The 19,887-nt window shown below is 65.9% G+C and carries 20 protein-coding genes and 1 tRNA gene; 14 read left to right on the plus strand and 7 right to left on the minus strand.

Annotated elements, in window-relative coordinates; genetic code table 11:
- The first annotated feature begins 119 nt into the window (after positions 1-119).
- The 5 genes from DUGA2_RS18090 to DUGA2_RS34810 all read left to right on the plus strand — a co-directional run bounded on the left by DUGA2_RS18090 (position 120) and on the right by DUGA2_RS34810 (position 7,968).
- Positions 120-2,210: an HDOD domain-containing protein gene (locus DUGA2_RS18090; RefSeq protein ID WP_083296365.1), complete on the plus strand. Its 2,091-nt coding sequence runs from the start codon at positions 120-122 to the stop codon at positions 2,208-2,210.
- A gap of 4 nt (positions 2,211-2,214) precedes the next feature.
- Positions 2,215-4,488 carry a bifunctional diguanylate cyclase/phosphodiesterase gene (locus DUGA2_RS18095; RefSeq protein WP_141753311.1) on the plus strand — a complete coding sequence of 758 codons (2,274 nt, stop codon included), beginning with the start codon at positions 2,215-2,217 and terminating at the stop codon, positions 4,486-4,488.
- A gap of 17 nt (positions 4,489-4,505) precedes the next feature.
- Positions 4,506-6,101: an SEL1-like repeat protein gene (locus DUGA2_RS18100; RefSeq protein WP_070270888.1), complete on the plus strand. Its 1,596-nt coding sequence runs from the start codon at positions 4,506-4,508 to the stop codon at positions 6,099-6,101.
- 79 nt (positions 6,102-6,180) lie between these two features.
- A complete protein-coding gene (locus tag DUGA2_RS18105; RefSeq protein WP_141753312.1) occupies positions 6,181-6,420 on the plus strand; it encodes a hypothetical protein in 240 nt (79 codons plus the stop codon).
- Between the two features lie 90 nt (positions 6,421-6,510).
- A complete protein-coding gene (locus DUGA2_RS34810) occupies positions 6,511-7,968 on the plus strand; it encodes a flagellin (protein WP_070271062.1) in 1,458 nt (485 codons plus the stop codon).
- On the opposite strand, the gene DUGA2_RS18115 is transcribed toward DUGA2_RS34810, so the two are convergent.
- Both DUGA2_RS18115 and DUGA2_RS18120 read right to left on the minus strand, forming a co-directional pair.
- Entirely contained in the window at positions 7,965-8,522 is a 558-nt protein-coding gene (locus DUGA2_RS18115) for a DUF4865 family protein (RefSeq protein ID WP_070270890.1), read from the minus strand. The genes DUGA2_RS34810 and DUGA2_RS18115 overlap by 4 nt on opposite strands.
- Positions 8,519-8,914: a tautomerase family protein gene (locus DUGA2_RS18120; RefSeq protein WP_373994842.1), complete on the minus strand. Its 396-nt coding sequence runs from the start codon at positions 8,912-8,914 to the stop codon at positions 8,519-8,521. The genes DUGA2_RS18115 and DUGA2_RS18120 overlap by 4 nt, the downstream gene beginning before the upstream one ends.
- Positions 8,915-9,021: 107 nt before the next feature.
- Here DUGA2_RS18120 and DUGA2_RS18125 point away from each other — a divergent pair, with 107 nt between their 5' ends.
- The 7 genes from DUGA2_RS18125 to DUGA2_RS18155 all read left to right on the plus strand — a co-directional run bounded on the left by DUGA2_RS18125 (position 9,022) and on the right by DUGA2_RS18155 (position 13,973).
- Complete coding sequence (locus DUGA2_RS18125) at positions 9,022-9,942, plus strand: LysR substrate-binding domain-containing protein (protein ID WP_070270892.1); 921 nt, start codon at positions 9,022-9,024, stop codon at positions 9,940-9,942.
- A gap of 48 nt (positions 9,943-9,990) precedes the next feature.
- Positions 9,991-11,073: an SMP-30/gluconolactonase/LRE family protein gene (locus DUGA2_RS18130; RefSeq protein ID WP_070270893.1), complete on the plus strand. Its 1,083-nt coding sequence runs from the start codon at positions 9,991-9,993 to the stop codon at positions 11,071-11,073.
- A 146-nt stretch (positions 11,074-11,219) separates the two neighbouring features.
- Positions 11,220-11,825 (plus strand): PEP-CTERM sorting domain-containing protein, encoded by a 606-nt coding sequence (locus DUGA2_RS18135; protein WP_070270894.1) that lies wholly within the window; start codon positions 11,220-11,222, stop codon positions 11,823-11,825.
- A 98-nt stretch (positions 11,826-11,923) separates the two neighbouring features.
- Entirely contained in the window at positions 11,924-12,436 is a 513-nt protein-coding gene (locus DUGA2_RS18140; protein WP_070270895.1) for a phage tail protein, read from the plus strand.
- A 27-nt stretch (positions 12,437-12,463) separates the two neighbouring features.
- Positions 12,464-13,003 carry a phage tail protein gene (locus DUGA2_RS18145; RefSeq protein WP_070270896.1) on the plus strand — a complete coding sequence of 180 codons (540 nt, stop codon included), beginning with the start codon at positions 12,464-12,466 and terminating at the stop codon, positions 13,001-13,003.
- A gap of 9 nt (positions 13,004-13,012) precedes the next feature.
- The gene (locus DUGA2_RS18150) at positions 13,013-13,537 is read left to right on the plus strand and encodes a phage tail protein (RefSeq protein ID WP_070270897.1); all 525 of its coding nucleotides are present in this window, start codon (positions 13,013-13,015) and stop codon (positions 13,535-13,537) included.
- Between the two features lie 19 nt (positions 13,538-13,556).
- Positions 13,557-13,973: a hypothetical protein gene (locus tag DUGA2_RS18155; protein ID WP_070270898.1), complete on the plus strand. Its 417-nt coding sequence runs from the start codon at positions 13,557-13,559 to the stop codon at positions 13,971-13,973.
- 43 nt (positions 13,974-14,016) lie between these two features.
- On the opposite strand, the gene DUGA2_RS18160 is transcribed toward DUGA2_RS18155, so the two are convergent.
- Entirely contained in the window at positions 14,017-14,970 is a 954-nt protein-coding gene (locus DUGA2_RS18160) for a matrixin family metalloprotease (protein WP_070270899.1), read from the minus strand.
- Positions 14,971-15,136: 166 nt separating this feature from the next.
- The gene (locus tag DUGA2_RS18165) at positions 15,137-16,174 is read right to left on the minus strand and encodes a serine hydrolase (RefSeq protein ID WP_083296366.1); all 1,038 of its coding nucleotides are present in this window, start codon (positions 16,172-16,174) and stop codon (positions 15,137-15,139) included.
- 175 nt (positions 16,175-16,349) lie between these two features.
- On the opposite strand from DUGA2_RS18165, the gene DUGA2_RS18170 reads away from it, so the two are divergent.
- Positions 16,350-16,423, plus strand: a tRNA-Gly gene (locus DUGA2_RS18170).
- Here the strand turns inward: DUGA2_RS18170 and DUGA2_RS18175 are convergent.
- Positions 16,389-18,203, minus strand: a complete 1,815-nt coding sequence (locus DUGA2_RS18175; RefSeq protein WP_229214718.1) for a hybrid sensor histidine kinase/response regulator — start codon at positions 18,201-18,203, stop codon at positions 16,389-16,391. The genes DUGA2_RS18170 and DUGA2_RS18175 overlap by 35 nt on opposite strands.
- A complete protein-coding gene (locus tag DUGA2_RS18180; protein WP_070271066.1) occupies positions 18,196-18,795 on the minus strand; it encodes a response regulator in 600 nt (199 codons plus the stop codon). The genes DUGA2_RS18175 and DUGA2_RS18180 overlap by 8 nt, the downstream gene beginning before the upstream one ends.
- 163 nt (positions 18,796-18,958) lie before the next feature.
- Between DUGA2_RS18180 and DUGA2_RS18185 the strand changes: the two genes are divergently transcribed.
- Complete coding sequence (locus DUGA2_RS18185) at positions 18,959-19,468, plus strand: FxDxF family PEP-CTERM protein (protein ID WP_070270900.1); 510 nt, start codon at positions 18,959-18,961, stop codon at positions 19,466-19,468.
- A gap of 10 nt (positions 19,469-19,478) precedes the next feature.
- Here the strand turns inward: DUGA2_RS18185 and DUGA2_RS18190 are convergent, their stop codons facing one another.
- A complete protein-coding gene (locus DUGA2_RS18190) occupies positions 19,479-19,886 on the minus strand; it encodes a DUF2809 domain-containing protein (protein WP_070270901.1) in 408 nt (135 codons plus the stop codon).
- Position 19,887 lies beyond the last annotated feature (1 nt).

The raw sequence follows: 19,887 nt of genomic DNA on the forward strand, positions 1-19,887 counted from the left end.
GCTAGTGAGTTTCTTCCCACGTTTTTTGCACAACGCACCCGGCCCAGACAACGCTTGATACGATGCATCAACCTGACCATGATATTCGCAATCGCCTGCTGATTGCCCGTCTGCCGGCGATGCCGCAGATACTCATTAAGTTGATTGAGCACTTGCAGGCCGACGACGCCGGCATGCCGGAGCTGGCCGCCCTGATCGCCAAGGATGCGGCGATGACCAGCAAGATCCTCACCGTCGCCAACAGCTCGGCGTACCACCGCAACGCGCGCGTGGTCGGCCTGGAGCAGTCGCTGGTGTCGCTGGGCACCGACATGATCAAGACGCTGGTCATCAGCGAATCCGTGTTCCAGACCTTTAACAGCTTCCCGCATTCGAGCAGCACCGACCTGCGCGGCTTCTGGAAAGGCTCGCTGACCACCGCCGTCATCGCCCGCGACATCGCCAAGAAGATGGAGTACCCGCACGTCGAAGAGGCTTATCTGGCGGGCCTGCTGCACAACGTCGGCCGCCTGGCGCTGCTGGCGACCGCGCCCAAGGAATATGCGTTCAACTTCATGGCGCGCGACGATGAGGACCTGTGCGCCGTCGAACAGCGCACGCTGCAGATCACCCACTCGGAAGCGGGCGCCTGGCTGATCGAGCGCTGGCACCTGGACTCCTTCCTGGCAGACAGCGTGCTGTATCACCATGAACCGATTTCGCGCGTGGAGTCGGCCCATCCGCTGATCCGCGTGGTGCGCCTGGCGCACCTGCTGTGCTTCCACGAAGACCAGGAGCAGGCCATCGCCGAAGCCGGCCACCTGTGCGGCCTGGATGGCGAGGCGCTGGAGCTGATCGTCAAGAGCGCCGCCCGCCAGGTGGAGAAGTCCGCCGCCTACCTGGGCATCGACCTGGCCGGCGCCGACGATATTCCGACGCCGTCGGCCTACGCGCCGCCGGTGGTCGATCCGGTGCAGCAGCGCCTGTCCGAGGAAGTGCGCAACATGGTGCTGGTGTCCGAGATGGGCCAGACCTTCGCGCGCCAGCAGGGCGAAGCCGGCCTGCTGGACGCGATGACGCGTTCGGCGCGCATCCTGTTCGATTTTGAAAACGCCATCGTGCTGCTGGAGAATCCGACCGGCCACGCGCTGCACGGCACCGCCACCGGCGACCAGCAGCAGCGGCTGGCCGAATTCGTCATCCCGCTCAACAAGGGCGGCGTGGTGGCCGAGTCGGCGGGCGCGCGCAAGCTCAGTTTCGTCAGCCGCGATTCGCAGGCACTCAGCGTGGCCGAGGAACAGCTGTTCCGCATCCTCGGCAGCGAGGGCATGGTCTGCCTGCCGCTGGTGGCCAACCAGCGCTGCCTGGGCGTATTGATCGGCGGCGCGCCGGCGTGGCAGATGGCCGGCCTGCAGAAGCGCGAGCGCTTCCTGCAATCGTTCGGCACCCAGGCCGCCTCCGCGCTGGAGACGGCGATCAGCGAGCGTGGCCACACCAAGCGCCAGATCGCCCACGTGGCCGAAGAATACCGTGAAGCCTCGCGCCGCGTGGTGCACGAGGTGAACAACCCGCTGTCGATCATCAAGAACTATCTGTCGGTGCTGGACGGCAAGCTGGCCAAGCGCGAACCGGTGGTGGGCGAGATGTCCATCCTGAACGAGGAAATCGACCGCGTCGGACAGCTGATCAACGGCCTGGCCGATCTGCAGCCGACCGAGAGCTCGCGCGTGACCGATGTCGGCCGCGTGGTCGACGATGTGCTGCGCCTGTTCCGCGCCACCGACTTCGTGCCGGCCTCGGTGCAGATCGTGGTGCGCATGCAGGAGGAGCCGGCCGAAATCGACGGCGACGCCGACCTGCTCAAGCAGATCCTGGTCAACCTGATTAAAAACGCCGTCGAAGCATTGGCCGACGGCGGCAAGATCGAAATCTCGAATCGCGGTCACGTCAACCGCGAACGCAAGCTTTACCTGGAGCTGGTCGTCAGCGACACCGGCCCCGGTTTGTCGGCCGAGGTGCTGGCCAATCTGTTCTCCGCAGTACGCAGCACCAAGGAAGGCGCGCACCACGGCCTGGGCCTGTCCATCGTCCACAGCCTGGTGAAGAAAATGCAGGGACTGATCACCTGCCGCTCCGGTAAAACGGGTACCACCTTTGAAATCCTGCTGCCCGCCCGTGGCAGCACCAGTCAAGTCGCCGGCGTGCAAACGCGGGTGATGGATTCAGTTTAAGGCCATGATGAACTTGAACCCAGCCAGCCTAGCCGCTGTCACCACGGACGACCACGCCCCCGTCGCCCTTCCCGATCACTGCCCGCGCATCCTGCTCGTAGACGACGAGCCGCGTTTGCTGTCATCCCTGTACGAACTGCTGCGCGACCGCGACTACCATCTGGTGACGGCCACCTGCGGCAGCGAGGCGCTGGCCCAGCTGACCCGGCTCAAATTCGACCTGATCCTGCTCGACCTGCGGCTGCCGGACATGAGCGGCCACGAGATCATGGACTTCATCAACGCCAAGGAGATCGACGGCGACGTCATCGTCATGAGCGGCGATGTCGGCATCGAGGCGGCCATCGGCGCCTTGAAGCGCGGCGCCTACGATTACCTGCGCAAGCCTTACAGCCGCGAGGAGCTGCTCAAGACGGTGGAGAACGCGCTGCAAAAGCGCCGCCTGGCCATCGACAACGAGCGTATCGCCTCCAAGCTGGAAAACTCGGAGAAGATGTACCGCTACCTGGTGGACAGCTCGCCGGACATCATCTACACCCTGAACCACGAAGGCAAGTTCACGTTTGTGAACGACCGCGTGCAGCAGCTGCTGGGCTTTACCCGCGAGGAGCTGATCGGCCGCCACTACTCGGTGCTGGTGCATGACGAAGACCAGGAGCGCGCGCGCTACGCCTTCAACGAGCGCCGCGTCGACGAACGCGCCTCGCGCAACGTCGAGCTGCGCCTCAAGTGCAATACCGGCAGCGGCATCGAGCGCACCTTCAACAACACGCTGATGACGATTTCGCTCAACGCGATCGGCATGCACATCCCCGATCACGAAGTCAAAAAGCACGAGTTCTTCGGCACCTATGGCGTGGCGCGCGACATCACCGACCGCAAGCGCGCCGAGGAAGTGATCTCCTACCAGGCCTACCACGACATCCTGACCGACCTGCCTAACCGCATGCTGTTCAAGGACCGCCTGGGCCTGGCCGTGATCCAGGCCAAGCGCAAGCTCACCGAGCTGGCCGTGATGTTCGTCGATCTCGACCGCTTCAAGCTGGTTAACGATACGCTGGGCCACGTCAAGGGCGACGAGCTGCTGCAACAGGTGGCCACGCGGCTGAAGGACTGCCTGCGCCGCGGCGATACGCTGGCGCGCCAGGGCGGCGACGAATTCACCATCGTGCTGCCGGAGCTGCGCGACCGCCAGGACGCCAAGTCCATCGCCGACAAATTCCTCGAAAGCCTGCACAAGCCGTTCGACCTCGATGGCCATGAGGTGCACATCTCGGCCTCGATCGGCATCGCGATCTATCCGGGCGACGGCGAGACCATCGACGAGCTGCTGCGCCACGCGGACATCGCCATGTACCAGGTCAAGGCGCTGGGCAAGAACGGCCACAGCTTCTATCACAACTCGATGCTGGACGTGTCGCACCAGAAGATCGCGCTGGAGCAGAGCCTGCGCAAGGCGCTGGAATTGAACGAGCTGGAAATGTACTACCAGCCGCAGGTCGACGTGGCCACGGGCCGCATCATCGGCGCCGAGGGCCTGATGCGCTGGAACCATCCGCAGCGCGGCCTGCTGTCGGCCGGCGAGTTCCTGCCGTTCGCCGAAGAGAATGGCCTGATGCTGCCGATCTCCGACTGGATGCTGGGCGCGCTGTGCCGCGACCTGCTGCAGTGGAACGCGGCCGGCGGCGAGGCGATCCGCCTGTCGCTGAACCTGTCGCCGCAATACCTGGACCGCGGCGACTTCTTCGAGAAGATGCGCGGCGCGCTGACGCGCTACGGCATTTCGCCGGCGCAGATCGAGGTCGAGATCACCGAGAACATCTGCATCCGCAATCCGCAGTATGCGATCGAGCAGTTGAACAAGTTGTGCCAGCTGGGCGTGTCGGTGGCCATCGACGATTTCGGCACCGGCTATTCGTCGCTGTCGTATCTGCACCGCTTCCCGATCCACACGATCAAGATCGACCAGTCCTTCGTCAAGGAGATCCACGACGAGAACGGCCACTATCCGGTGATCCTGGCCATCATCTCCATCGCGCGCGGCCTCGGCCTGCACCTGGTGGCGGAAGGCGTGGAGACCGACGTGCAGGCGCGCTATCTGCAGGCCAACGGCTGCACCACGATGCAGGGCTATCTGTACCACCGGCCGATTTCCCTGGCCAGTTTCATGGACGTGCTGCAGGACCAGGGCCGCCTGACGGCGCCGCCGTCGGCCCATGTGCTGCATGCGGTTCCCACTTTAGACACCCAACCGGCGATGATCGCGATCCAAGCCTGACGTAGCGTAAAAAAGGTATGACGAAATACAGTCCCAACGAAGCCGACGCGAATAACGGCAGCACTTACACGGCCGAGTTCTTGCGCGTCAAGGGACTGGCCGAGCGCGGCGTCGCCAATGCCCAGCACAGCCTGGGCTTTATGTATTTCAACGGCCAGGGCGTGGCGCAAAGCTATGAGCTGGCAGTGGTCTGGTATCGCCAGGCCGCGCAATCGGGCCTGGAACACGCGCAGTACAACCTGGGCGTGATGTACCAGAAGGGCCAGGGCGTCGAGCAGAATTACCAGGAGGCGGCCGCGTGGTACCAGCTGGCCGCCGAGCAGGGCTACGCCGCCGCGCAGTACAACCTGGGCTGGCTGTACGCCAAGGGCCAGGGCCTGGACGCTGACACGCAGAAGGCCATGTACTGGTTCAGCAAGGCCGCCGACCAGGGCGACGCCGGCGCGCAAAACAATCTCGGCATGATGTACGACACCGGCAAGGGCGTGCCGCAGGACTTCAAGCAGGCCATCGCCTGGTACCGCAAGGCGGCCGAGCAGGGCTATCCGCGCGCGCAGTTCAACCTCGGCCTGCGCTATGACAACGGCCAGGGCGTGCCGCAGGATGTGGGCCAGGCGATGTCCTGGTACCGCAAGGCGGCCGATCAGGGTTATGCGCCGGCGCAGTTCAACCTGGCGCTGCGCTTCGACAAGGGCGACGGCATCGCGCAGGACAGCCAGAAGGCCATCCTGTGGTATCGCCGCGCGGCCGAGCAGGACCACGCCAGCTCGCAGTTCAACCTGGGCCTGATCTACGACAACGGCCAGGGCGTGCCGCGCGACGAGCAGAAGGCGCTGGACTGGTATCGCAAGGCGGCCGAGCAGGGCCACGCGGCGGCGCAGAACAACCTCGGCCTGCGCTACGACCACGGCCAGGGCGTGGCGCAGGATTACGAGCAGGCGCAGTTCTGGTACCGCAAGGCGGCCGAGCAGGGCTTCCCCGGCGCGCAATACCATCTGGGCATGCTGTACGACGCCGGCCACGGCGTGGTGCAGGACCACCAGGAGGCGATCTTCTGGTATCGCAAGGCGGCCGACCAGGGCCATCTGCGCGCCCAGTTCGACCTCGGCCTGCGCTACGAAACGGGACGCGGCGTGCCGCGCGACGACCGCAAGGCCATGGCCTGGTATCGCCGCGCCGCCGAGCAGGATTACGCGGCCGCCCAGTACAACCTGGGCCTGCTGTTCGACAAGGACGACGGTCCGCAACCCGATTGCGCCCAAGCCAACGGCTGGTACGCCAAGGCGGCCGAGCAGGGCCATGCGCTGGCCCAGTTCACGCTCGGCCTGCGCTATGACAACGGCCAGGGCCTGGCGCAGGATTACGCGCAGGCCCACCACTGGTATCTGAAGGCCGCCGGCCAGGGCCACGCGCGCGCGCAGTTCAACCTGGGCCTGATGTTCATGGTCGGCCAGGGCGTGCGCGCCGATATCGCGCAGGCCTGGATGTGGCTGGCGATGGCCGAGCGCAGCGGCTATGCCGCCGCCGGCCGCTACCTGAAAAACGCCGCCGCCCGCATGGACGGCGCCCAGCTGGCGCAAGCCCGTGAGCGCCTCGAATTGCTACCTGGTTAAAATTATTCTGTAACAGGGATAGACACGCTAGTTATTTTATAGTTAATATCTAAAAACCAACTAAAACATAGGGTGTCTTATGAATAAATTTTTGACCGCCGCAATGCTCGCCAGCCTGGTGGGTTTGACCGCCTGCGCCACCGTGGATCAGCCTATCGTGCAGGCCGACGCTTCTGCGCCCGCCGTCAAGCCATCCCAGGTTCGTCCGCTGACCGGCACCCGCATCCCTTCCAAGGGCACGGGCCAGACGCTGTCCGCCACCGAAGGTTCCGACTATGACCGCGATTCGCGCGGCCAGGCTGCGCCCTACACCAAGTAATTGTTTCGCACGGGACGTTCAAGTCCCGCTGTTTGCTGCCGTTAGTTAGACGACAACCACTTTTTCGCAGTGGCATCGGACAGCGACGGCATGCAGATCAACACCAACCTCTCCTCCCTGAACGCCCAGCGCAGTTATGCGCTGTCGGGCGAGGAGATGGCTGCGCGCCTGCAAAAACTGTCCAGCGGCCTGCGTATCAATTCCGCCCGCGACGACGCCGCCGGCCTGGCCATCAGCGACCGCATGAGCTCGGACATCAACGGCCTGCGCCGCGCGCGCCAGAACATCAACGATGGCATTTCGCTACTGCAGGTGGCGGACGGCGCGACCGGGCAATTGCTGGGCAATTTCCAGCGCATGCGCGAGCTGGCGGTGCAGGCCGCCAACGATACCAACAGCAAGGTCGATCGCGCCGCCATCCAGGTCGAGGTGAATGCGCTGGTCGCTTCCAACGTGGACATCGTGGCCGGCGCCCGCTATAACAATCTGGCCTTGCTGGACGGCTCGTTCTCGCAGCAACTGCAGGTCGGCTCCCAGGCCGGGCAGACGCTGGCGCTGGCCATCCCGGCCGCGCTGGCGCCGGCCAGCTACAACAAGACCCTGGTCAACGTCGCGCCGCAGCAGGCCACCCTGGTCGGCACGGCGGTGCTGGGGGCGATCGCTTATGGCGACGTGATCATCAACAACACCGCGGTCGGCGCCTCGTCCGCCGGCGCGCAGCCCGGGCAGGGCGCGGCCAGCGCCTACGCGGTGGCGGCGGCCATCAACGCCGCCAATGTGCGCGACGTGACGGCCAGCGCCGCCACCACGCTGTCCGGCGACGTCGGCGCCAGCGGCGTGCTGGCGGCCGGCAGCTTTTCCATCAACGGCGTCAACATCGGCGCCATCGCCGGCAACACCGCCGCCATCCGCGCCGCCAATGCCGCCGGCGCCATCAGCGCGGCGTCCGCCACCAGCGGCGTGACCGCCAGCGCCAGCGGCGGCACGCTGACCCTGAGCGCCGCCGACGGCCGCGACATCATCATCATCGAATCCAACCCGGGCAGCACCGCCTCGCTGGGGCTGGCGTTGGGCACGCACAAGGGCAACGTCACCGTCAGCAATGTGCCGCGGCCGGGATCGCATCCGATCAGCATAAGCGGCGGCAATCCGGCGGCGGCCGGCCTGCTGGCGGGCCGGCAGGCGTCGGTGGTGGTCGGGCCGCCGGACCTGCAGCTGCAGGATGTGTACAGCGGCGGCGAGCCGGTGCAGGATCTGTCCAACTTCAGCGGCGCCACGGCCGCGCTGGACTACTACGACGGCAAGATCGACCAGGTGAGCGAGATCCGCGCCGCGCTGGGCGCGGCCAGCAACCGGCTGTCGGCGGCGGCCGGCAACGACGAAAGCGGCGCCAACAACCTGGAGGCGGCGCGCTCGCGCATCCGCGACACCGACTACGCCAGCGAGACCGCGCAACTGACGCGCGCCAGCATCCTGCGCCAGGCCGGCGCCTCGATGCTGGCCCAGGCCAACGCCCAGCCGCGCTACGCGCTGCTGCTGCTGCGCTAGTCCTGGCCCGGCGCCGACACGTGGCCGACCCGGTAGCGCTGCTCGTTGGGCAGCGGCGGCAGCGCCGGTTCGGCGCGCCACAGGCACAGGCGCACGATGCTCCAGCCGCCCGGCTCGAAGCCGATCACCACCGCCAGCGCGCCGCACGCGAGCGCATGGCGCGCATGTTGCTCCTCCCGCTGCCGCCATTGCGCCAGGTCGCTGTGGGGCGGGATCGCCTCGACGCTGCGGGTGGCGTGGCGCGCCTGCCGCACGTCGGCGCCGACGCTGGCGTGCCACGGCGTCCAGGTGCGCACCGCCGGCCAGCCGAAGGCCTGGGCCACGCCGGCGAACCCGGGGCCGTTCAGGAAGTCGTGCATGCCATCCTCGCTGTGCCACAGGTAGAAGGGTGCGTACAGCTTGTCCGGCGCCGCGCCGCGTTCGGCGTACAGATAGGCCTTGAACGCCAGGTGCGGCAGCCGGTCCAGCAGCGGCCCCTTGCTGGCGATGCGCTCGCGCACGATGGCCATGTCGTAGTCGGCCGGCAGCGTGAAGCTGTATTGCATGGCGATCATGCCGGCCTCCACAGGCTGGCGGCCGGGGCGCCACCGCTGAACGACCAGTCGTCGCCCTGCGAGACCGATAACACCACCATCACATCCTGCGGCCGCAGGCCCGGCGCCTCGGCCAGCAGTTCGACCAGGCGGCGGTAGAAGGCCTGCTTCATTTCGGTGCTGCGCGGCTTGCCGGTGGTGATGTTGATCAGCACGTAGTCGTCGGAGCGCGGGCCGGCCGGGCTTTCATAGTCGCGGTCGAACACCAGCTCGTACGGCTCGTGCTGGTGGATGGCCTGGAAGCGGTCTTTTTCCGGCACGTTGAAGGCCTCGACCATGGCGCGGTGCAGGCTGTTCGACAGCGCGGCCAGGTACTCGGGCGATTTTCCTTTCAGCAGAGAGATGCGGCTCATGGGCATGACGGCCTCCGTTTTGTGATTGACAGCTTCACGATACAGGGATATTTTAATCCTGAAAATCAGGAATATTTTGATTGATGGTTCGATAAATCAGGATGGTTATGCGACGAATTACCTTCGACCTCGACGTGCTGCGCACCTTCGTCACCGGCGTCGACCTGGGCAGTTTCGCCAAGGCGGCGGAGCGGCTGGGGCGTTCGACCTCGGCCGTCAGCGCGCAGCTGAAAAAACTGGAAGACCAGCTGGGCCTGCCGGTGCTGCGCAAGGAAGGGCGGGGCATGGTCACGACCTCCGCCGGGGAATCGCTGCTGGGCTATGCGCGCCGGCTGCTGGAGTTGAACGATGAGGCGGCCACGGCGGTGCGCGGCGCCGAGCTGGCCGGCAGCGTGCGGCTGGGCATGCAGGAGGATTTCGGCGAGCACATCCTCACCGAAGTGCTGGGCCGCTTCGCCCGCGTGCATCCCAGGCTGCGCATCGAGGCTTGCGTGGCGCGCAACGCCGACCTGATGGCGCAGCTGGCGGCCGGCCGGCTGGAGCTGGCGCTGGCCTGGCACAGCGACGCCGCGCCCTCGGCGCCGGCACCGGCGCCCGAGCTGGCCCGCCTGACGATGCGCTGGATCGCCGCCGCCGACAGCGGCGCCTGGCCCGCCTGGGGCGGCGGACGCGAGCCGCTGCCGCTGGTGATGATGGACGCGCCCTGCATCATGCGCTCGGCCGCGATCCAGGCGCTGGACCGGGCCGGCATCCCGTGGCGCATCGCCTTCAGCAGCCCCAGCCTGGGCGGCGTGTGGGCGGCGGTGGCGGCCGGACTGGGCGTGACGGTGCGCACGGCGATCGGCTTGCCGCCGGCCTTGCGCGCGCTGGAGCAGCCCGGCCTGCCGCCGCTGCCGGTGATCGGCCTGCGCCTGCACTGCGGCAGCGACGAACTGAGCGCCCCGGCCCGGCGGCTGCACGACATCGTGCTGCAGGCCATCGCCGCCCATCCGGCGATATCGGCGCACGCCGCGGCCGTGGGGCGGTGATGCAAGATTTGCCATGTTCCATCCGGATTGCGTAGACTAGCGCGCACTATGAAAAAAATCGCCAGGGTGTCCATGTTTGCTGCATTGATCGTCGCTGCCTATCTGAGTTTGTGGCCGGTTCCCATCGAGCCGGTCAGCTGGACCGCCCCCCCGCCGCCCGGCTACACGGCGGCCAACAGCCGGCTGGCCGGCCTGCAGCAGATCTCGCTGGGCGCCGAAGCCGGCCCCGAGCATGTGCTGGCCGGGCCCGACGGCCAGCTCTACACCGGCGTCCTCAGCGGCAAGATCCTGCGCCTGCCGGCCGACGGCGGCGCGCCGCAAGTGCTGGCCGCCACCGGCGGCCGGCCGCTCGGCCTGGCCTTCGACGCCGCCGGCCAGCTGATCGTCGCCGACGCCATCAAGGGCTTGCTGTCGGTCGCGCCCGACGGCCGCGTCAGCGTGCTGGCCGACCGCGTCGATGGCGAGACTATCCGCTTTGCCGACGGCGTGGCGGTCGCGGCCAACGGCAAGATCTACTTCAGCGATGCGTCGCAGCGCTTCGGTCCCGGCGCGCGCGACACGATGGAGGCGGCCATGCTGGACGTGCTGGAGCAATCGGCCACCGGCCGCGTGCTGGAGTACGACCCGGCCGCCAAGGCCACGCGCGTGGTCGCCGCCGGCCTGAGCTTTTCCAACGGCGTGCTGATGAGCGCCGACCAGCGCCACCTGTACGTGTGCGAGACCGGCCGCTACCGGGTCTGGAAAATCGACGTCGACGCGGCGCGGCTGGACGTGCGGATGGCCTCGCCGCAGGCGCAGGTGCTGCTCGATAACCTGCCCGGCTACCCGGACAACCTGGTGCGCGGCGAGGGCGGCCGCATCTGGCTGGGCCTGTCCGGCCCGCGCAACGACCTCGACAAGATGGCCGGCCAGCCGTGGCTGCGCAAGCTGATGCTGCGCGTGCCGCGCGCGCTGTGGCCCGAGCCCAAGCCTTACGGCCACGTGCTGGCCTTCACCGAGGATGGCAGCATCGTCGCCGACCTGCAGGACCCCAGCGGCGCCTCGCCCGTCACCACCGGCGCCACCGAGGCCGGCGGCCGCCTCTACATCCACAATGTGGCGGCCCACAGCATCGGCTGGCTGCCCCGCTGAGCCCGCTTGCATCTTGCAACTATGATAAAAACAACGTTTTCATAATATTTTTAAAAATAGCTATCATATTGATAATTTGTTGACATATTCGCAGTAAAATAATCGCACTGTTGCCCGCCAAATCCTCCAATCTTCTGAGGTTAGCCATGCGTAAGTTATTTTCTGCCTTGTTGTGCGCCGTCGCGTTCGGCGCTTCGTCCGCCGAGGCGGCCACCAATCTGGTTGCCGACGGCGATTTCTCCGCCGCGACGCTGTCGCCCGCCTGGACGCAAAGCGGCGACACCTCGGCGCAGACGCTGGGCTATGATTATTCCGGCACGCCGTTGTCCAATCTGTTCAACAGAGTGTTCAGCGATGGAGCCTATGACGGCTTCGGCATCCTGGGCCAGAAGGTGGACCTGGACCGCCACTTCGTCTACAAGCTGGAGTTCGACCTGCAGCGCTACCATGCGAGCCAGACCGACCCGGTCGTCAACGACTCCAAGGTGCTGCTCGACGGCAAAGTCATCTGGCAGCAGACCAATAGCGGCGGCGACTGGACCCATGTCACGGTGCCCAATCTGTGGAGCGACCAGGGGCAGGTCTGGCTGCAGTTTTTCAATAAGAACTTCTTCGACTACACGGCGCTCGACAATGTGATGCTGCGTCCGATGGGCCAGGTCGTGCCCGAGCCTTCTTCCGTCATGATGCTGTCGCTGGGCCTGGGCATGCTGCTGCTGGCGGGCCGCGTCAAGCGGCGCCGACCCTCCTGAGCCGGCCCCCGTCCGCCTGAACGCCGTCCGCCGACGGCGCTTTTTTCTTACGCCGCCCGGCATCGCCACCGCGGCCTCTTTCGCTACCAGGAGCCACCATGTCCTTACCCTTCTTAGGTGAAATCCGCATGTTCAGTTTCGGCTTCGTGCCTAAAGGCTGGGCGCGCTGCGACGGACAACTGCTGTCGATTAACCAGAACCAGGCGCTGTTCAGCATCCTGGGCACCAACTACGGCGGCAACGGCGTCAATAATTTCGCGCTGCCCGACCTGCGCGGCCGCATGCCGATGCACAACGTCCAGCCGGGGGCGGCAGGCGGGGCGGCGCATATCACGCTGACGACGGCGCAGGTGCCGCAGCACGGCCACACCGTCTACGCCGCCAACGAAGTGGGCCCCGGCGCCTTGCGCTCCACCAGCCCCAGCGGCAACTACCTGGATTCGATCCCGGCGGGCGGCGCCAACATCTACCACGGCTTCGACGGCAGCGCGGCCTTGCATCCGGACACGGTGGGCTACGCCGGGAATTCGGCGCCGCACGAGAACCGGCAGCCCTACGCGCCCAGCATGTTCTGCATCGCCCTGTCGGGTATTTTCCCTTCATACAATTAAACTTTTCCTGCTTCCAGGAGACTAACCATGTCCGTACCTTATGTTGGTGAAATTCGTATGTTCGCGGGGAACTTCGCTCCGTCGGGCTGGGCGTTTTGCGATGGCGCCCACTGGCCGATAGCGGAGAATGAAGTCTTGTTCGCCCTGATCGGCAACATCTATGGCGGCGACGGCATCGAGACCTTCGCCATGCCCGATTTGCGCGGCCGCGTGCCGGTCCACGTCGGCACGCTGCAGGGCGACACCTACCAGCTCGGCCAGAACGGCGGGGTGGAGCGGGTCACGCTGAGCACGGCGGAAATGCCTTCCCACAAGCATGTGATCAACGCCAGCACCGCCGCGCCGCCGTCGGCCGGCGGCGGCATCAACATCACCGATGGCAACAGCTGGGTGCCTGCGGCGCCGTCGCCCAAGCCCAAGGTGTATGCCGCGGTGGCGCCGAATCTGCTGATGGGCGGCAGCACCATCGGCCCCACCGCCGGCGGCCAGCCGCACGAGAACATGGCGCCCTACCTGGCGATCCAGTTCATCATCTCGTTGTTTGGCATCTTCCCTTCCCAAAGTTAAGGAGTCGTCATGGCAGATCCATTCCTTGCTGAGATCCGTCTGTTTGCCGGAAACTTCGCACCCACGGGCTGGGCCACTTGCGACGGCCAGATATTGCCGATTTCGCAGAATACGGCCTTGTTCTCCTTGCTGGGAACCCAGTATGGCGGCGATGGAAAAAGCACGTTCGCGCTGCCGAACTTGCGTCAGCGCGCACCGCTGGGTACTGGCCAGGGGCCGGGATTGAGCGAACGCTTCCAGGGCGAGACGGGTGGCCAGGCCAGCGTGACGCTGGCGGCCAGCGAGCTGCCGCCGCACTCGCACGCGATGCAGGCGACCAGCACGCTGGCCACCACGGCCAGCCCGAACGGCAACACGCTGGCCGTTTCGGTGTCGCCGACGCCGCCGTATATCGGTCCGTCGCCCTTGCATCCGATGGGGCCGGCCGTGCTGAGCGGCGCCAACGGCGGCGGGCAGGCGCACAACAATGTGCAGCCCTATCTGGAGCTGAACTTCATCATTGCGTTGCAGGGCATCTTCCCACCGCGCAGCTAATCTTCGTCAAGGAGCGATCATGGAACGTCGAACATTTGTGCTGGCTACCGGAGGCATGCTGGGCAGCGGGGGCCTGTGCGGTGCGGCCGAACTGAGCAAGGCCAGGACCGCGCCGGCAGCCGGCATAGGCGCCGGCAACGTCGCGCCGGCAGCGGCCGGCAGCGCCACCTATCTGCCGCTGGTGCGGGAGCGCTTCAATGTGTATCCGGGCAGCCGGGGCGTGGCGATGACGCTGCTCAGCGTCAAGCGCAGCTTCGTCGATGCGCGCGGGGACCAGTTCTCGCTGACCTTCGCGGTGGCCGCCGGCCAGACGCTGGCCAGCGGCGTCTACGAAGTCGAGAACGCCAGCATCGGCAAGCAGTCCATCTATCTGCAACGCGCCGGCAGCGGCCCGGAAGGCACGTACTACCGGGCCGACTTCAACCTGCTGAACTGAGGGGGCAGCGGCGCGGCGGCGCCCGCCGCCGCTATCCTGCTGCTTAAATGCTGTTGCAACTATCCGGCTTGAAGTTGGAGCCGCTGGCCGGGCCGTAAAGGCAGGCCGCACCCAGTTTGTCTTTTTGCGTCAGTGTCAGAGACCAATCGCCAAGCCCGTTACATTGCGGGTAGTGCATCACGGAGAAGGCGTCGTAGCTGGTCAAGGGCACCCAGTTTTTGTCTTCAAAACACTTGCCGGCTTCAGGCCTGGTTTGCTCATGGCGATAGCCCAGGGTATGGCCTAGTTCATGACGCAGTATCCCGGCCAATTCCAGTTTTCCCGGCTTCAGCGTGAACGACGAATCGTCGATCAACACATTGCGTTGGGCGCGGGCATAGCGCGGGAAAAATGCGCGGGCAAGATACTCTCCGCCGACGTTCACCGGCCGTACATCGAACACCACGCCGGGCGTGGACGCATCACATTTTCCATCCAGGCTGTCGACGTGCACGAAGCGCACATCTGCCACCGCTTCCCAGGCCTGCGTTGCGCTCTGGATCGCCTGCAGGGTTTTCGTGTAGTTGCTCCCGAATGTCTTGCTGATGCAGTAGGTCAGATTTCTCTTGCTCACGTTATCCCAGGCTGCGGGGTTGCCGTTGGGAGCGTCCAGGATGAGCTGAGTCGTGGCGCCCTGGCCAAGGGCGATGCCGAATTTTATGCTCTTCCATTCAGCCACGATCTCTCTCTGGTAAAAGTCCAGCAATTCCTTTTCATCGGCCACCGGCGTATCGCCGTTCACGATATAGACGCCGCCCGGGAAGGATTCCTTGTAGACCTTCTTTTTAAATGCCTCGTACCCGAGGTCTATCGCTTTCTCGCGCGCTGCCAGGGACAGGAGTTTGCTTTCGCGTACGGCTGATTTAAAAGAGCTCGCCTCATCCGCGCCCAGCGCAAATGCCAGCGAAAGTGACGCGATGGAAGATGTCACCAGTACTGCCGTGATTACTTTTTTCATGGAAGCTCCCAGGGTGGAATTTATGTGTAGGCGCTCATGTGTCACGTTGGCGCTTTCCTATCGTGCGCTTCGATTGTGTCCGCAATAAAATGCAAAAATATACACAAATTGTCACTATAGTTAAATTCTCTCCCTGGGGAATTTTGATAGCGGGAAGGCTAATGATTCAGGGACGCAGCAGCGTCGGCAAGATCAGGCTGGTCAGCAGTTTTTCGCTCAGCGGATGGGCGCCGCGAATCTGGAAATTGGTGGTCGTGATGACGACCACCGCATCCTGCTCCGGCAGCACGAACACCTTGTTGCCGCCCGATCCGGACATGCCGAACGCCGGCACGGTGCGGCCATCGACCTTGAAATTTTGCAGCCACCACAGATAGCCGTAGTCGTAGCCTTCCCGCGCATTGGCGTGCGGCGCGATGGAGTTGCGCACCCATTCGGCTGAAATGATTTGCTTGCCTTCCCAGCGGCCGCCGTTGAGGTAGAGCTGGCCGAGCTTGGCCAGGTCGACGCTGCGCAGTTGCAGGCCGCCGCCGGTCATGGCCGATCCCTTGGGCTGGAATTGCCATTTCACCTGCGTGATGCCAAGCGGCTTGAACAGATTGGCGGCGGCGAAGTCCGGCACGCTCTGGCCGCTGACGCGTTCCAGCAAGGGCCCCAGCAGCGTGACGCCCGCAGTGCAATAGCTCCAGGCGCGGCCGTAGGGCGATTTTTCCGGCCGGGGCTGCCAGTCAGGGAAGCCCCGTATCGGCAGCTCGGCGGCAAAGCGGCTCCAGTCTTCGATCAGGTACATGCGTTCCTCGTTGCCACGGGAGAGCTGGTTGTCGTCGTCGCATTCCAGCAGCGAGCTCATGGTGAGGAAGTCTTCGACCGTGATGTTGTCCTTGCGCGGATCGGGGTTGGCCAGCGGCCGCAACTCCGGGAAGCGGGGCAGCACTTTGGTGTCCACGCGCAGCAGCTTGCGGTCGGCGGCCACGCCGACCAGCATGCCCGTCACGGTTTTCGTCACCGAGCGGGTGTTGCGCAAGCCTTCGGCGCCGTCCTGGTCGAAGTAATGTTCGTAAATCAGCTTGCCGTGCTGCGACACGACGACGCTGGTGATCTGTTTGTACTCGCCCGCATCGACGGCGGTCGTCACGCCATCGAATGGCTGGGCGTGGACGCAGCTGGCCAGCAGCAGGAACGGCAGGGGCAGGTGTCGCAACATGGTGGTCTCCGATCGTTGAAAGTCCGGACATTCTAGGGAGGACGGATGTGCCGCGTGAGCCCCATCCGATGAAGCATGCCGGTGGCGGGATGAATGGTGGAAACCGTATGACGAGCTGTCGGCGCCGCCGGCAGCATTGTCAACATGATGCAAAGCCGCGTAGAATGCGTGCATCGCGGGTGTAGCTCAATGGTAGAGCAGAAGCTTCCCAAGCTTACGACGAGGGTTCGATTCCCTTCACCCGCTCCAGCCTTTCTTCATTCCCATAGTAGCCCGCTTCGATATCGACCAGCACCTGGTGCAGCTGCGCCGGCGCCACCGGCTTGTGCAGCAGGGGCACGCCGCTGTTGCGCGCCTCACGCAGCCGGGCCGGGGCGGTGTCGCCGGTGATCAGCAGGGCCGGCAGCGCCACGCCCGCCTGTTCGCGCAAGGCGGCGATCGCCTCGGCGCCGGTCTGCTGGCCGCGCAGCCGGTAGTCGCTGATGATCAGCTCGGGCCGCAGCGCCGGCGCCAGCGCCAGCGCCTGGTCTATGCCATCGGCCACCTGGCACTCGCAACCCCAGGCCTGCAACAGGCGCTGCATGCTGGCGCAGACGATGGCGTCGTCGTCCACCAGCAGCACCCGCATCGCCAGCGGACGCAGCGGCGCCGGCGGCGGTGCGGCCACGGCCGCGGCCGGCGCGCTCAGCGTCGCCAGCGGCAGCGCCAGGCGGAACACGCTGCCGCGTCCCGGCTGCGACGACAGCGTCAGCGGCGCGTCGAGGATGCGCGCCAGGCCGCGCGCGATCGACAGCCCCAGGCCCAGGCCTTTCTGCCGGTCCCGCTCGGGATTGCCCAGCTGGTGGAACTCCTGGAAGATTTCCTGTTGCTGCGCGGCGGCGATGCCGATGCCGGTGTCCCACACCTCGACCACGGCGCCGCCGCCGCGCCGCCGGCAGCCGACCAGGATGCCGCCGCGCTCGGTGTAGCGCACGGCGTTGGACACCAGGTTGCGCAGGATGAGCTCGACCAGCGCCGGGTCCGATTGCAGCACCAGCTCGCTGTCGTGGGTGCGGTAGACCAGGCCCTGGCTGTCGGCCTGCGGCGCCAGCTCGCTCTCGATCTTGGCCAGCAGCGGCTGCAGCCGGAACGGCACGATGTGGGCCTCGACCACGCCGGCCTCGATGCGCGAAAAATCGAGCAGCGTGTGCAGCATGCTGGCCGACGCCTCGGACGCCGAACGGGCGCTGGCCAGCACCTCGCGCTGGGCCGGCGTCAGCGCCGAGCGGCCCAGCACTTCGAGGAACAAGCCCTGGGCATGGATGGGCTGGCGCAGGTCGTGGCTGGCGGCGGCGAGGAACTTGGACTTGGCCAGATTGGCCTGCTCGGCCGCGTGCAGCGCCTGCTGCGCCTTGTCGGTTTCGACCCGCAGCTGGCTGATCAGTTCGATGTTGTCGAAGCGTAGCTGGATCGCCGCGCGCGCCGCACGCGAACTGTTGCGGCCCTGGCTGAGCAAACTGGCCAGGTAGATCAGCACCGCCAGGCTCAGCGCCTGGAACGCGACGTCGCCCAGGGTCCAGGTCTTGAGCGCCAGCGCGCCCAGTTCGAACACGCAGAACACGGCGAACACCGGCAGCACCGGCGACAGCAGCGACATCGAATTGCCGACGATGCCGGCCAGCACCGCCACCACCAGGATGCTGTTGGCGGCCGAGCTCGGGTCCAGGCCGGCGAAGGCCAGCGCGCCCCAGGCGGCGCCGTCGATCGCGTTGAGCACGATCAGGCGGCGCGTCAGCCGGCCGGCGTGTTCGGGCAGGATGGGGGCGCGCAGCAGGCGCCGCGCATCCCAGCTGGCGAACACCTTGGAGACGATCACGCTGGCGCACCACAGGCGCAGCGCCAGCGTGTTGTCCGGCCTGGCCAGCACATGGACCAGCAGCAGGGCGACGGCGATGGCCGGCAGCAGCGAGCTGCCCATATTCCCCATCAGCAGGCGGGCCTGCTCGGCGCGGATCAGGCGCTCGGTATCGGGCGCGGGCCGGCTAGCCAACCAGGCCCCGCTTGCGGGCGGCAAAGGCGGCCTCGGCGCGGCTGACCACGCCCAGCATCGCCAACAGCGCCTGCACATGGCCGCGCACGGTGTTTTCCGACAGGTTCAGGCGGCGCGCGATCAGCTTGTTCGACAAGCCCTCGCAGATCAGGGCCAGCACTTCGCACTGGCGCGGCGTCAGGTGCGGGCGCGGGTCGGCGGCGGCCGGGGGCGCGTCGCATTCGCCGCGCAGCACGGCGCTGATCGCGGCCTCGATCGCGGCGGCCGGCTCGGCCTTCGAGATGAAGCGGGCGGCGCCGCGCGCCAGCGCGCTGTGGGCGGTGGCGCTGGCGCCGTCGGCCGACAGCACGATCACCGGACAGTCCGGCCAGCGGCGGTGGATCAGCGTCATGCCGTCGAGGCCGTTGACGCCGGGCAGCTGGATATCGAGCAGCACCAGGCAGGGGGCGGGACTGTCGCGCGGGATGCCGAGGGCTTCGTCGATCGAGGCGGCCTCCCGTACGTCGAGGTGGTCTATGGCGCCGGACAGCATCAGGCGCAGGCCGGCGCGGAACAGCGAGTGATCGTCGATCAATAGGACGGTGGGTTTCATGGCGTGCATTGTCGCTAGGGTGCGGCGGCGCAGACAAGGGCCGTGCCGCACTTCAGTCCAAATGGACTATTTTCCGATTAATGGTGTCAATTTATTATCACATTTAGTCGCCGAGCAAGCAACATGCAGGCGCCTCCAACCTCAACTATCCAGGAACCATGCTATGAAATCGACCCTTCTCGCGTTCGCCTTGAGCGCCGTCTTCGCCTCGTCCGCGATGGCCAAGACCTATGACATCGAATTGCACCAGTCGAAAACCAATCCGCTGCAGTGGACCGGCAGCTTCAACCTGAGCCAGCCGACCCCGCTGGAAGGCGACTACTTCTCCGACACCTACAACTTCAAGCCCGACCTGCCCGGCAACCTGAAGATCAACGGCGGCGTGATCAATTTCTTCGGCTACGACGACGAGAAAATCTATTTCACCAACGTGTCGCTGAACGGCGTCTCGCTGGATCTGACCTACGGCGACGGCGAGAGCAAGGCGCGCCTGTTCAACACCGTGCTGAGCGGCCCGCTGACGCTGCGCGTGAGCGGCTTCACCGGCAGTTCGGCCAGCTACTCGGGCAACTTCAACATCACCACCGCCGTGCCGGAACCGGCGACCTACGGCATGCTGCTGGGCGGCCTGGGTCTGGTCGGCATGGCGGCCCGCCGCCGCAAAGCGCAATGATATAAATCGTTTATATCGCGCCGCGCCGGAGCCGTCCGCTCCGGCCGGCGTTCAGCTGCGTGATGCCCACGGCCAGCATGATGCCGACCGTATAGGCGAGCATGTCGTGCCAGGAGAAGGTCGACCCCAGCACCAGATGTCCCGCCGTCGTGGCGCGGACCGCGTTGATCCACGGCGCCTGGTACAGCTGCGACAGTTCATCCAGATAGCAGATCGCTAAAGCGCAGGCAGCCAGGCGGCCCGTTGCCGCGCCGGGCCGGACGAAGGCGCAGCCCAGGTAGACCATCGCCGCCCATAGCGCGTCGCCGGGATATTTGCCCAGGAACGCCGGCAGCAGGAACGGGTATTTGCGCGACAGCAGGCCGCACACGATCACCGCGACAAAAGCCACGAACAGCCGCAATCGTTTCCTCGCCATG

It is taken from the genome of Duganella sp. HH101 (genome assembly GCF_001758795.1).
Lineage (GTDB): Bacteria > Pseudomonadota > Gammaproteobacteria > Burkholderiales > Burkholderiaceae_D > Rugamonas > Rugamonas rivuli.